Below are 13,160 nucleotides of genomic sequence, written 5' to 3'. Positions count from 1 at the left end.
GACATAAATTTACATTGCATTAAAAATAGGAATGCGCTGTCGCCACTGCTGATTTAACTTTCTTGTTACCAATTTTGCACACAACAAGCCATTACCCGATGCAGAGAAATTACATTTGAAAAACATCAAAACTTTTTGATCCAGATCAATGCAACAACTTGGCCCCTTAGTTTTTGGGGTTAATTCCCCTGCTGCCGCTTTCCCGCAAAATTAGTTTTTCCACTCTTGCGTTTTAACCGCGCTGAAAGTGTTTCAACGACTAATTTCCCTGCGGAACCGTCCCTGTTAATCCCCTCACACGCTGTGCTTAAATCGGCTTCTCGCGAAACCCCGGCAGTCCCCCCTTTCATTCTAGACTTCACCTGCGAATGTCAGACATCGCCGGTTCCCGTACCGGTATTACTGTTTGGAAGGGTAACCTGACACACAAAAAGAGGTTGTTATGTTTGGTCTTGATGCGCTAGAACTGGCCCGTATCCAGTTCGCCTTCACCGTCTCTTTTCATATCATTTTTCCCGCTATTACTATCGGGCTTGCCAGTTTTCTGGCTGTCCTGGAAGGCATGTGGCTGAAAACAAAGAAAGAGGCTTATCGCGACCTGTATCATTTCTGGTCGAAAATCTTTGCCGTTAACTTCGGTATGGGCGTGGTCTCCGGTCTGGTGATGGCTTACCAGTTTGGTACCAACTGGAGCATGTTCTCCTCCTTTGCGGGCAGTATTACCGGCCCGCTGCTGACGTACGAGGTGTTAACCGCGTTCTTCCTGGAAGCCGGTTTCCTCGGCGTGATGCTGTTCGGCTGGAACCGCGTCGGACCTGGCCTGCACTTCTTCTCGACCTGTATGGTAGCGCTCGGCACATTGATGTCGACATTCTGGATCCTCGCCTCCAACAGCTGGATGCAGACCCCACAGGGCTATGAAATTGTTAATAATCTGGTGGTTCCGGTCAGCTGGATGAAGATTATCTTCAACCCGTCCTTCCCGTTCCGCTTAATGCATATGACCACTGCCGCGTTCCTCGCCTCTGCATTCTTCGTCGGGTCTGCTGCGGCCTGGCATTTGTTGCGCGGTCGCGATACGCCAGCCATCCGCACCATGTTATCGATGGCGATGTGGATGGCGCTGATCGTCTCGCCCATTCAGGCATTCCTCGGCGATGCCCACGGTCTGAATACCCTGAAATATCAGCCCGCCAAAATCGCGGCCATTGAAGGTCACTGGGAAAATAAAGACAACAAACCGTCCCCGCTGGTGCTGATTGGTTATCCGGATATGAACCGTGAAGAAACCCGTTACGCGATTGAAATCCCGTATCTGGGCAGTCTGATCCTGACGCACAGCCTGACGCATCAGATCCCGGCGCTGAAATCCTTCCCGAAAGAAGACCGCCCGAACTCTTCGGTTATCTTCTACACCTTCCGCATCATGGCCGGTCTCGGCATGCTGATGATTTTGCTGGGTGTACTGAGCCTGATCCTGCGCCGTGGCGGCAAAATGTATACCTCTAAAGCGTTCCTGCGCTTTGCTTTCCTGATGGGGCCTTCCGGTCTGCTGGCGTTACTGGCGGGGTGGATCACCACGGAAATGGGGCGTCAGCCGTGGGTGGTTTACGGCCTGCTGCGTACTAAAGATGCGGTCTCTAACCATAATGTGCTGCAAATGAGCGTCAGTCTGATCCTGTTCATCGTCATCTATTGCTCGGTGTTTGGTGTCGGTTACGGCTATATGATGCGTCTGATCCGCAAGGGTCCGCAGGCGCATGAAGGAGAAGCTGTTGATCACGGAGGTCCCGGCCAGCACCGCACGCCCGCACGTCCGCTGTCTGCTATTTCCGAATCACTGACCGACGAAAATAAGGAAGCTTGATAATGGGTATCGACTTACCGCTGATCTGGTTTTTGATCATCATCTTCGGCGTGATGATGTATATCGTGATGGACGGCTTCGACCTGGGCATCGGTCTGCTGTTCCCGCTGGTCAAAAAAGAGCACGACCGTGACGTAATGATGAACACCGTTGCGCCGGTATGGGATGGTAACGAAACCTGGCTGGTGCTCGGCGGTGCGGCGCTTTATGGTGCATTCCCGCTGGCCTACTCGGTGATTCTGGATGCACTGACTATTCCGCTGACCCTGATGCTGTTTGGTCTGATCTTCCGTGGTGTGGCATTTGAATTTCGTTTCAAAGCCAGCCCGGCCAAACGTCACGTGTGGGATAAATCCTTCATCTGCGGATCGGTGATCGCCACCTTCTGTCAGGGCGTGGTGCTGGGTGCTGTGATCAACGGCATTCCGGTAGTGAATCGCACTTACGCTGGTGGCGCACTGGACTGGCTGACACCGTTTACGCTGTTCTGTGGTTTTGCGCTGGTGGTGGCTTATGCCCTGCTCGGCTGCACCTGGCTTATCATGAAAACCCAGGGCGAATTGCAGGAAGCGATGCACAAAATCGCCAAACCGCTGCTGGTGGTATTCCTGCTGGTGACGCTGGCCGTCAGCCTGTGGACGCCGCTGACGCACACTGATATCGCCACCCGCTGGTTCTCGCGCCCTAACCTTTATGGGTTCCTGCCGGTACCGGTGCTGGTGGTGCTGGTCTCGGTGTGGATGTTCCGTGCCATCAGTAAAAATGCGCATCATGCGCCCTTCCTGCTGACACTGGCGCTGGTGTTCCTGGGCTATACCGGCCTGGGGATCAGCATCTGGCCGAACATCATCCCGCCGTCCATTTCTATCTGGGAGGCCGCTTCACCGCCACAAAGTCAGGGCTTTATCCTGGTCGGCGCCCTGTTCATCATCCCGATTATTTTGGTGTACACCTTCTGGAGCTACTACGTGTTCCGCGGGAAAGTCACGCCGGATCAGGGTTATCACTGAGGAATCGCATTATGAATCTCATCAGAAAAATGGATGGCAATAACATTACTAAAGCCCCGTTTTTAAAACGTGTCGGCTGGATGGCCGTCATCTGGGGCGGCAGCGTGCTGGCGTTATTTGTTGTGGCATCGGTGTTTCATCTGCTGATGTTTGCGGCGGGAATGAGAAGTCATTAAGTGCAGAAAGTCGGAGGGGGTTTAGCAGACGACACTGCTCTGCCTTCTCCCTTTTTATTTCTCCGGCAGCAGCCGGACAAAACCCGGAAATGGCAGATTTCGGCAACAAAAAGCCCGCTCGGAAGCGGGCTAAAAACAACAAAACAGACTTTTGTCTCAACTTTCTTATTATCTCCCTGGTGCAGGATTTCTTATTCTTTCACCGTCTCCTCAAGCGTGAAACGCCCTAACGGATTCTGGTGGAAATCTTTGATATTTTTACGCGTCACGTTGCGATACGGGCTGTAATACAGGTCAATCCAGTTCACGTCGGCTTTCGCCATTTTCTGCAAATCGATGTACATCTGCTCACGCTTCTTCGGATCCATTTCCACCCGGGCGGCAGCCACCAGCGCTTTCACTTTGTCATTGTGATAACGCGTCATGTAATTCATGTTCGAGTCGTGGCCCAGCGTAAAGGTGGTTTTCTGATCCGGGTCGAGAATGTCGTTAGTCCAGTACATCACCGAAATGTCATAATCTCCCGCCACTAACATGTCCCAGCTCTGGCTCGGATCCACTTTCTGTAAGTTGGCAGTGATCCCGGCTTTTGCCAGTTGCTGTTGCAGCAGTACGGCAATCTGTTCATCCACCTCATCACCGGCATTCACCAGATATTTCAGGGTCAGGTTTTTCACCCCGGCCGCCGCCAGCAGTTGTTTGGCTTTTTCCGGATCATACGGGCGTTGCAGGTTACCGGCGTAATGATACAGCGCCCCGTCAGGAATGTAGGAGTTGGCGATTTTGCCGTAACCGAACGTCACGGTATCGATAATGGCTTTTTTATCGATGGCGAAATCCAGCGCCTGACGCACTTCCACTTTGCCCAAATCCCCGTGGGAATGGTTGATCAGCAGGTGATCCTCACGGGTAGAGGTATCCAGTTCGACCGCCAGTTTCGGATCTTTTTGCAGCGATGAAATGCGTGAGAACGGGATCGACAGCGCCGCGTCAATTTCTCCGGCCTGCACTTTCAGCATGCGGGTATTGTCATCCGGCAGCGTCAGCCACTCGACACCATCGAGTTTCACTTTCGCGGCATCCCAGTAATACGGGTTTTTCACCAGTTCAACTTTCTCGCCGCGTGTCCACTCTTTCACGCTGAACGCGCCGGAACCGACCGGATGTTCCGCAAAGTCATCCGCACCCTGTTTGGTCAGCGCCTGTTGCGAAATCACCGAGGCATTCGGCAGCGCCAGCTGCGACAGAAACGCCGCCGACGGTGTTTTCAGGGTAATGATCAACGTATGAGCGTCGGGGGCTTTCAGCGTATCGATAATACTGTACGAATCCTTCCACAGCGATCCGGCATCATCACGGATACGCGTCAGGCTGAACACCGCATCGGAAGCGGTCACCGGCGTGCCATCAGAGAATTTCGCCTCACGCATTTTCAGCGTATAGGTTTTGCCGTCCGGCGAAATCGTCCAGCTTTCCGCCAGACCCGGCAGCAGTTTGGTGCCGGTGTTATCAACACGCACCAGCGGATCAAAGACATTGGAGAACACCCAGTTATCGGCGTTTTGCGCTGACCTGATCGGATCAAATGTAGTGCTGTCTTCACGACGACCAATGGTCAGCACCCCCGCCGCTTGCGCCATTTCGCTGACCAGACTCAGCGCCAGCAGCACTCCGGCGGCCACAACGTTAAAATGCTTTTGTTTCATATAACATTCCTTCAGTCATCGGATTAATTCCGTCGCTTTTGTGGTTTTCAAGAACACAGGCGAAGGCATGGTCGGCAATGTGCCGGGTTTCGGGTGCCGCACCCTGTCTGCACTCAGGCAGCGCAAAGGCACAGCGTGGATGGAAAGCGCAGCCCGCAGGCAGCGAAACCGGGCTGGGTGGTTCACCCTGTAACGGATGCTCCGGCAGCGGCCGGTCGGGGTCGATTTCAGGAATGGCCGCCACCAGCGCGGCGGTATACGGATGTCGCGGCGCGCTAAACACCGTTTGCGTCGGCCCGCTTTCGACAATACGCCCGAGGTACATCACCGCTACGCGGTCACACAGGCGGCGCACAATCGCCAGATCATGGGCGATAAACAGGATCGCCAGACCCATACTTTCACGCAGATCCATCAGCAGATTGATAATCTGCGCCTGAATCGACACATCCAGCGCCGCAACACATTCATCGGCGACGATCAGGCGCGGTTCGATAGCCAGCGCACGGGCAATACCGGCGCGCTGACATTGCCCGCCGCTCAATGCCTGCGGACGGCGTGTGGCATGTTCCGGGCTTAGCCCGACCAGGGTCAGCAGCGTATTAATCCGCGCGGGAATCTCCGCTTTCGTCACTTTCCTGTGTACCCGCAGCACCTCGCCGATACTTTCGCCAATCGTCTGGCGCGGATTGAGTGAGGAAAACGGATCCTGAAAGATCATGGCGGTTTGCCGGCGCAGACGGGCAATGTCGGGTTTCATACCTTCGGTAATCAGTTGCCCGTTAAAGCGAACCCGTCCGGCGCTGGTGTTTTCCAGCTGCAACATCGCCCGGCCAAGGGTACTTTTTCCGCTGCCTGATTCACCAACCAGCCCCAGCGTTTCGCCTGCACGGATGTGCAGTGATACGCCATTCACAGCCTGAACGTGGCGCTTTTTAAAACCAAAACCGGAAACCGGAAACGTCACGCAAAGATCTTCCACTTCGAGTAGCGGGTAAGGTTGCACAGTGAGATCAGGCAAATGATTCATTTCCCCTCCCGTGGATCAGCGGATGATGACAGGCGGTGGCGTGGCTGCCCGTTTGCATCGCGGGCTGGCTGTCCCGGCACAACGCCGTCGCCTGCGCACAGCGCGGATGAAAACGGCAACCGGACGGGAATCGTGCCGCTACCGGCGGCTGACCGGGTAACGTGATCAGCCGTCCGGCGCCACCTTCGCTGACCGGCTGGCAGTCAATCAGGCCACGGGTGTACGGATGCAGTGCCTGTGCCAGTACCGGGCGTTTTTCACCGGTTTCACACAAACGTCCGCCGTACATCACCGCGATGCGGTCACAGGTTTGTGCCACCACGCCCAGATCATGAGTAATCAGAATGATGGCGATACCCAGCCGGTCACGCAGATCGCGGAGCAGATGCAAAATCTGCATCTGTACGGTGACATCCAGCGCCGTGGTCGGTTCGTCGGCAATCAGCATTTTTGGTTCGCAGGCCAGCGCCACGGCGATCATTGCCCGCTGACGCATGCCGCCGGAAAACTCATGCGGGTAGTTATCTGCCCGTCGCTGTGGGTCCGGAATACCGACCTGACGCAGCAGTTCCACTGCCTGTCCCTGTGCCTCACGGCGGCTGGCCCCAAAATGCAGACGGCGGCTTTCGGCAATCTGCTGGCCGATGGTCATCACCGGATTCAGATGACTGGCCGGATTCTGGAAAATCATGCCAATTTCGCGCCCGCGAATGGCCGTCATGCGTTTATCGCTCAGGGTCAGTAAATCGGTACCGTTCAGGCGGATTTCGCCGGTGCGGATATGCAGCCCTTCGCCCGGCAGCAGGCGCATCATGGCACGGCAACTCAGCGTTTTACCGGAACCGCTTTCGCCAACCAGTCCGAGAATATCCCCCGCATTCAGCGTCAGCGAAAGCCTGTCTACCAGCGCCACACCCTGCCGGTCTTCAATGGTCAGGCCGGAAACCTGCATTAACGTCATGGTCGCTCCCCCAGTTTGTCACCCAGTCCGTCCGCCAGCAGGCTGAAACTCATCGCCAGCACCACAATCGCCAGGCCGGGGAAGGTTGTTATCCACCACGCCGTGGTAATAAAACTCTGGCCTTCAGCGACCATCACACCCCATTCTGCGACCGGCGGCTGAACGCCGAGGCCGAGATAACTCACCGACGCGCCGCTGAGTAACACCAGCACGCAGTCGGACATTGAGAACACCAGCGAACTGGTCAGCGCATTGGGCAGCAAATGCAAAAGTAAGATACGCGGATGGCTGTAGCCCAGGCTGCGCGCGGCCAGAATAAAATCCCGGTATTTCAGCGTCAGCACCTGCGAGCGCACCAGACGGGCATACGACACCCAGCCGACCATGGCCATCGCGATATAAAAACTGCCCAGTCCCGGCCCGAGAATGGCAATAATCGACAGCATCAGCACCAGAAAAGGAAACGCCAGCACCACGTCTATCACCCGCATGAAAAAGGTGTCCACTGCACCGCCGAGATACCCCGCAAACGCGCCGGTCAGCGTGCCGAAGATAAACGGAAAAATGACGCCAATCAGACAGATTTGCAGATCAATCCGTGCGCCCCACATCACACGGGAAAGAATGTCGCGGCCAAAGTTATCGGTGCCGAAAGGATGGGTGAACGATGGCGGTGACAGTGTCACTGATGCATCCTGCGCTATCGGGTCAAACGGCGCGATCCACGGGCTGAGCAGCGCAATCAGAACCCAGACACTGAGCATCACAATCCCCAGCCGTAACGCCTGCTGGCGCGGCAACCAGCGCAGATGAAAATATCCCATTCGCTGTGTCGCAATCTTTTCGGCCATGCTCATAGCTTCACCCTCGGATCCAGCGCCACAGTCAGTAAGTCCGCCAGCAAATTCACTGCGACCGTCGCCAGCGCAAACACCAGTACCACCCCCTGCACCACCATGTAATCGCGGCTGATAATGGCTTTCACCAGCAGTTGCCCCATGCCGGGAATGGCAAATACGCTTTCAATCACCACCGTGCTGCCAATCAGCCAGCCGATATTCACCGCCAGCAGATTGACCGTCGGCACCAGCGAGTTGGGCATCACATGTCGCCAGAAAATACGGTTTTCGTTCTGTCCCCGCGCACGGGCGGCGGTAACGTAATCATTCTGTAACTCCATCAGCAGACTGGCGCGAAGGTTACGGGTCAGTACCGCCGACAGCGCCAGCGCAACGGTCAGGCACGGCAGAAACAGATGATGAACCCGCTCACCAAAGTCGCTGCCATAGCCCGACACCGGAAACCAGCCGAGTGACAGGCTGAACAGCAAAATCATCATGATCGCCAGCCAGAACGCCGGTAATCCGAGGCCGATAGTAGAAAGTAAACGGATCACCTGATCCGCCAGCCGCCCGCGATGTCGCGCCGCCCCGGCCGCCAGCGGCACGGTGAACAGCATCGCCAGCACCACGCTGCCGAGCACCAGATACAGCGTGGGTTCAATACGCGACATGATAAGCTTCAGCGTATCCACGCGGTAAATCAGTGATTTGCCCATCTCGCCATGAAACAGATTGCGCAGAAAATAGAGATATTGCTGCCAGACCGGCAGATCCAGCCCGTACTGCAAACGGATGCGGGCAATAGCTTCCGGTGTGCTGCGCACCCCGAGCAGGATCCGCGCCGGATCGCCAGGTATGGCACGCACCATCGCGAAAGTCAGCATACTTATCCCCAGCAACACCGGCAGCAGTTGCAGCGGTCGCCATAACAAAAATCGGTAACGGTGCATGACAATCCTCTTAATGGCAGTTTCTGGTGCAGAGCGAGAGTCTTTTCCCCTGTGGCTTTACGTTAGCCGCAGCCAGACTCCCCCGGTAGTTAGCAAAAATACTAGGTTTGCACCCGCAGCGATGTGGCACCGCGATTGCATAACTTTTCTTTAACAAGTGAGGTTGAGCAAAATCGATGCCCGATCAGCCTATTTAGCCCGGAAAGAAATGATGTGGAGATAAATTCATGAAGCTCGCGGTGCAAGAGAGTGCAGTGTCTTTACGGGAAACCACCGTTGATGGTGCGTTTGATCAGCTTTTCGCCCAGACCTCGCGCCTGGGGTTTGATGCCCTGATTTACGATTACACGCCGGTACCGCGAACGCTCCAGGGCGAGCTGATCACGCCGTCGTTGTTGAGGATGTGCAATGTGCCCGGCGATATGCAGAGATTATGGCTGGAGAGCGGGTATTATCAGGTCGATCCGGTACAGCATTACGCCCTCGAAAGCTGCGCACCCTTTGTCTGGTCTTATCAACGCCCGGACAATACTTCGCTGCAAAACCGACTCAGTGAGCTCAATAAACCGGTTACCCATTACATGTGCGATAACAACATGCCGAGCGGTGCAACGGTGCCACTGCATTTACCTAACGGTGGCTTTGTGACCGTCACGGGCATTCATACCGGTGCGGGGCATGAGCTGGATATTCATGATGTACTGGCCGAACTGAGCCTGCTGGCGCTGACCTTTCAGGAGTGCGTGTTTCCCCTGTTCGACAGCAGCATTCTCACCTGCCGCCATGTGCATTTAAGCAAGCGCGAACGCGAATGTCTGACGTGGGCCGCGCAAGGGTTAACCGCCAAAGAGATTGCCCGCAAACTCAGCCGGTCAATTGCCACGGTCACGCTGCATCTTAATACCGCAACCCGTAAACTGGGTGCCAGTAACCGTGTGCAGGCGGTAGTGCGCGCGATGCATTACCGTTTGCTCGACAGCTGATCTGCCCGGTTTTCTATCTTTTTTACTAGCTGTTCAGCGCAGCCCCGATGTTTACCCTGTAAAGATTATTCACCGGCAGGGGAAACAAAATGTACAACATCACTGAAGGCTATGCATCGTTTCAGGAATACCAGACCTGGTATCGCATCTGTGGCGATTTAAACAGTGGCAAAACGCCGCTGGTCATTGCCCACGGCGGCCCCGGCTGCACCCATGATTACGTCGATGCTTTCCGCGATATCGCCGAAACCGGCCGCGCGGTGATCCATTATGATCAGATTGGTAATGGCCGCTCGACGCACCTTCCTGACAAACCGGCTGACTTCTGGCAGCCGTCATTTTTTCTGGCGGAACTGGACAATCTGCTACGCCATCTGGGTATTGAAAAGGATTACGCGCTGCTCGGTCAGTCCTGGGGCGGCATGCTCGGTGCTGAACACGCTGTTACCCAACCCCCGGGCCTGAAAGCGCTGGTCATTGCCAACTCTCCGGCCTCAATGGCACTCTGGCTGCAGGCCGCCGCCCGCCTGCGCAGCGAACTGCCGCCGGACGTTCAGGAAACCTTACTGGCACATGAAGCCGCCGGAACCCTCGACAGCGCGGAATACAAAGCCGCGTCGCAGGTGTTTTATGCCCGTCATGTCTGCCGCCTCGATCCGTGGCCGGAGGAAGTAAAACGCACTTTTGCGGCAATGGACCAGGATCCGACCGTGTATCTCGCCATGAACGGCCCGACCGAATTCCACGTTATCGGCAGCATGAAAAACTGGACGGTGATCGACCGTCTGCCCGCCATTAATGTGCCGGTATTGCTGATTTCCGGTCGCTACGACGAAGCGGCCCCCGAAGTGGTGCAACCGTTCGCGGATTTCATCAAAGACGCCGAATGGGTGATTTTCGAAAATTCGAGCCACATGCCACACGTCGAGGAACGTGAAGCCTGTATGAAATGCGTGGAAGGATTTTTGGCGAGCCACGGCTCACTCTGATAACGCTTAAAGGCTGCGTCGACATTATGCCGAAGCAGCCTGAAAGGGAGTTATTCGCAGATTGATTAACGGCTGGCACCGGGCGATTGCCCGGAAATGCGCTTATAAGCCCGGCTAAAAGCGGCCTGTGAGGTATAACCCAGACGAAACGCGACGGTCTCGATAGGGATCTTGCTGTCTGCGAGCCACTGCGTGGCGAGTTGCATCCGCAGTTCTGTCACGTAACGCAACGGCGATACGCCAATCATGGTTTGAAAACGCGCGGCGAAAACCGAGCGCGAGATGTGCGACTCTGCCGCCAGCTCCGCCACTGTCCAGTTCCTGCCCGGCTGCCGGTGCAGCGCCAGAATTGCCTTTGCCAGCCGTGGCTCCCGCAATGCAGCGGCAATGCCCGAGGCATTTTCACATCCGCATTCAACCCACCCCCGGACAATCATTGCCGCGGCAACTTCCGCAAGCCGGGCCAGAATGCCTGCAAAGCCGATGCGGCCGGAGCATATTTCACGTTTCATTGCGTCAATTACCGGCAACAGTCCGGGATAACGTTCGCCTTTGGCATCCGCCACCATGGTATCCGGCATCAGTTTGCCCAGACTTTGCATTCCGCCCAGATCAAACTCCATGCAGCCATAAAAAAGAATCGCGCCCGGTATCGTGTCCGTACTCGGGCAGGTATCCACACCACTCACCGCTTCTCCCAGGGGCGCGACATCGAAGTCGTCAATATCCTGAGCGGTATTGTCTGGTTCAGAAAGAAGCTGATGTGCCATTCCATGCGGCAGAAAAACGACATCACCGGCAGACAAGGGGTGAAGCACGCCATCCCCGGTTTTAAGGACAGCAGAACCGACGGCAAGATAGTGAAAATAAGCATGGCCGGGCCTCGGTTTGAAAGCCATGCCAAACTCAGGGCCGGTCTGGATGCGACGATATTGCACACCGCGCAGACGCATGCCTGTCAGGAGTTCACTGATCAGGTCAGAAGAAAGGGCAAAGGGATCGTGCTGTGTCATTTCAGGAGTAATAGTCAAAAAACAAGGATTACGAATCATAGATCATCTCAACCATCCTGCCTAGAATTTGCGCTACGTTAATTTTCAGGAATGTTTGAAATGAATCATAAAACGCAGGGCTCAGCGCCCGCGATCCAACGAGATGTGCAACAGGCTCCGCCGGCGTGGATGGCCGTCTTCTCCCTCACCATGGGCGTGTTCGGCTTGCTCACGGCGGAATACCTGCCAGCCAGCCTGTTAACGCCCATGGCCTCAGACCTGCAGGTGACGGAAGCCTTAGCGGGTCAGGCGGTGACGGTCACCGCTGTTATCGCGCTGTTTGCCGGGCTGCTGGTTCCGGGTCTGACGCGTAAGCTTGACCGCAGAACCGTCCTGTTAAGTTTTACCGTGCTGATGATCGCCTCAAACCTGCTGGTCGCCCTTTCCTCAAGCCTTGTCGTGTTGCTGGTGATGCGGATCCTTCTTGGCGTCGCGCTGGGCGGATTCTGGAGTATGGCCGCAGCGGTGGCGATGCGGCTGGTTCCGGAGAAATTCGTGCCGAGAGCCCTGTCGGTTATCTTCAGTGGCATCGCCGTAGGAACCGTCGTTTCGGTGCCGCTGGGAAGTTTTCTCGGTGAGCTCTATGGCTGGCGCAGCGCGTTTATTGCCGCGGCTCTGGTGGGAGGGGTCACGCTTGCTTTTCAGTGGTTCACATTACCGCGCATGGCTCCCCGTCAGGTTACGCATACAGAATCAGTCTTAACCTTACTGCGCCGTCCCGGCATTGCAACGGGGATGTTTGGTTGCGTGCTGGCACATACCGGTCAGTATGCCCTGTTTACGTATATTCGCCCTTCTCTGGAAAGCGTGAGTCATATTGATGCGGGCGGACTGGCCCTGCTCTTGCTCGGATTCGGTGTGGCCAATTTTGCAGGTACATTGCTGGCTGGCTGGGTAATGACTTACAGCCTTCGTCTGACGCTCATTGTGATGCCTTGCCTGGTCGGCATCGCGGCATTGGGAATGATATTACTGCCCGTTCAGATAACCGGGCTCACTCTGCTGGTTTTGCTCTGGGGGCTGGCATTCGGCGGTGTGCCCGTCGCCTGGTCAAACTGGGTAACCCGCTCGGTGCCCGATCAGGCTGAGAGCGCAGGAGGCATGGTGGTGGCTGCCGTGCAATCTTCTATCGCGGCCGGTGCGGCACTGGGAGGTGTCATGTTCGGACTGGGGGGGATCTCCGGGGTATTTATTACCGCGGGTATTGTGATGTTAAGTGCCGCGCTGATCATTGCCTTGTGCGTCAGGGTCGGTCTGTCCGGAGACGGTGCAGAAAGCGCGTCCTTCCAGCACGGATAGCGTCAGGAAATACGCTGACAATCTTTCAGTAAATTCCTAAAAATAACTAAAATTAATTCCACACAAACATTGTTGCTATCGTGTTCAAATACTCAATTTATCATCATGTTAAAACTGTTTCCGGCTTATTTCCGTGAACAGGTCAGGGCTATAACAGTTATATTAAAATTGAGTCTGCGTTTTAGAGGTACGTTTTATTCCCGGCGTAGGTAAAACAAACGGATAAGACATAAAAACTTATTAATCAATAGATTATATTGTGGTAGCAACAATGTTTTCAATTTTCATACAATGT

The 13,160-nt window shown here is 55.3% G+C and carries 12 protein-coding genes; 6 read left to right on the top strand and 6 right to left on the bottom strand.

All coding sequences use genetic code 11. The features are described 5' to 3' along the window. Positions 1–442 precede the first annotated feature (442 nt). Genes ETV65_RS14385 through ETV65_RS14375 form a run of 3 tightly spaced genes read left to right on the top strand, consistent with a single transcriptional unit; the run spans position 443 to position 3,053 of the window. Positions 443–1,867, top strand: coding sequence for a cytochrome ubiquinol oxidase subunit I (locus tag ETV65_RS14385; RefSeq protein ID WP_129953503.1), 1,425 nt, complete (start codon positions 443–445; stop codon positions 1,865–1,867). A 2-nt stretch (positions 1,868–1,869) separates the two neighbouring features. After that, complete coding sequence (cydB, locus tag ETV65_RS14380; RefSeq protein WP_129953502.1) at positions 1,870–2,877, top strand: cytochrome d ubiquinol oxidase subunit II; 1,008 nt, start codon at positions 1,870–1,872, stop codon at positions 2,875–2,877. Positions 2,878–2,888: 11 nt separating this feature from the next. Further along, on the top strand, positions 2,889–3,053 hold the full coding sequence (locus tag ETV65_RS14375; RefSeq protein WP_129953501.1) for a DUF2474 domain-containing protein: 165 nt from the start codon (positions 2,889–2,891) through the stop codon (positions 3,051–3,053). Positions 3,054–3,244: 191 nt separating this feature from the next. Here ETV65_RS14375 and ETV65_RS14370 read toward each other — a convergent pair whose 3' ends face one another. Genes ETV65_RS14370 through ETV65_RS14350 form a run of 5 tightly spaced genes read right to left on the bottom strand, consistent with a single transcriptional unit; the run spans position 3,245 to position 8,542 of the window. Continuing rightward, the gene (locus ETV65_RS14370; protein WP_129953500.1) at positions 3,245–4,759 is read right to left on the bottom strand and encodes an ABC transporter substrate-binding protein; all 1,515 of its coding nucleotides are present in this window, start codon (positions 4,757–4,759) and stop codon (positions 3,245–3,247) included. After that, entirely contained in the window at positions 4,740–5,789 is a 1,050-nt protein-coding gene (locus ETV65_RS14365) for an oligopeptide/dipeptide ABC transporter ATP-binding protein (RefSeq protein WP_129953499.1), read from the bottom strand. Before ETV65_RS14365 ends, ETV65_RS14370 begins: the two co-directional genes overlap by 20 nt. Beyond that, positions 5,773–6,750 carry an ABC transporter ATP-binding protein gene (locus tag ETV65_RS14360; RefSeq protein ID WP_129953498.1) on the bottom strand — a complete coding sequence of 326 codons (978 nt, stop codon included), beginning with the start codon at positions 6,748–6,750 and terminating at the stop codon, positions 5,773–5,775. The genes ETV65_RS14365 and ETV65_RS14360 overlap by 17 nt, the downstream gene beginning before the upstream one ends. Then, positions 6,747–7,607: an ABC transporter permease gene (locus ETV65_RS14355; RefSeq protein ID WP_129953497.1), complete on the bottom strand. Its 861-nt coding sequence runs from the start codon at positions 7,605–7,607 to the stop codon at positions 6,747–6,749. The genes ETV65_RS14360 and ETV65_RS14355 overlap by 4 nt, the downstream gene beginning before the upstream one ends. Next, on the bottom strand, positions 7,604–8,542 hold the full coding sequence (locus ETV65_RS14350) for an ABC transporter permease (protein WP_129953496.1): 939 nt from the start codon (positions 8,540–8,542) through the stop codon (positions 7,604–7,606). The genes ETV65_RS14355 and ETV65_RS14350 overlap by 4 nt, the downstream gene beginning before the upstream one ends. A 227-nt stretch (positions 8,543–8,769) precedes the next feature. On the opposite strand from ETV65_RS14350, the gene ETV65_RS14345 reads away from it, so the two are divergent. Together ETV65_RS14345 and ETV65_RS14340 are read left to right on the top strand one after the other, a co-directional pair. Then, complete coding sequence (locus ETV65_RS14345) at positions 8,770–9,525, top strand: LuxR family transcriptional regulator (RefSeq protein ID WP_129953495.1); 756 nt, start codon at positions 8,770–8,772, stop codon at positions 9,523–9,525. A gap of 89 nt (positions 9,526–9,614) precedes the next feature. Beyond that, the gene (locus ETV65_RS14340) at positions 9,615–10,514 is read left to right on the top strand and encodes a proline iminopeptidase-family hydrolase (protein ID WP_129953494.1); all 900 of its coding nucleotides are present in this window, start codon (positions 9,615–9,617) and stop codon (positions 10,512–10,514) included. Between the two features lie 65 nt (positions 10,515–10,579). Here ETV65_RS14340 and ETV65_RS14335 read toward each other — a convergent pair whose 3' ends face one another. Further along, positions 10,580–11,566, bottom strand: a complete 987-nt coding sequence (locus ETV65_RS14335; RefSeq protein WP_129953493.1) for an AraC family transcriptional regulator — start codon at positions 11,564–11,566, stop codon at positions 10,580–10,582. A 60-nt stretch (positions 11,567–11,626) separates the two neighbouring features. On the opposite strand from ETV65_RS14335, the gene ETV65_RS14330 reads away from it, so the two are divergent. Beyond that, on the top strand, positions 11,627–12,865 hold the full coding sequence (locus ETV65_RS14330; RefSeq protein WP_129953492.1) for an MFS transporter: 1,239 nt from the start codon (positions 11,627–11,629) through the stop codon (positions 12,863–12,865). The last annotated feature ends 295 nt before the right edge of the window (positions 12,866–13,160 follow it).

The sequence above is a fragment of the Rahnella sp. RFA10(1/100) genome, assembly GCF_004195115.1.
In the GTDB taxonomy this organism is placed as follows: Bacteria; Pseudomonadota; Gammaproteobacteria; order Enterobacterales; family Enterobacteriaceae; genus Rahnella; species Rahnella perminowiae.
This window is presented reverse-complemented; position numbering and strand designations above follow the sequence as displayed.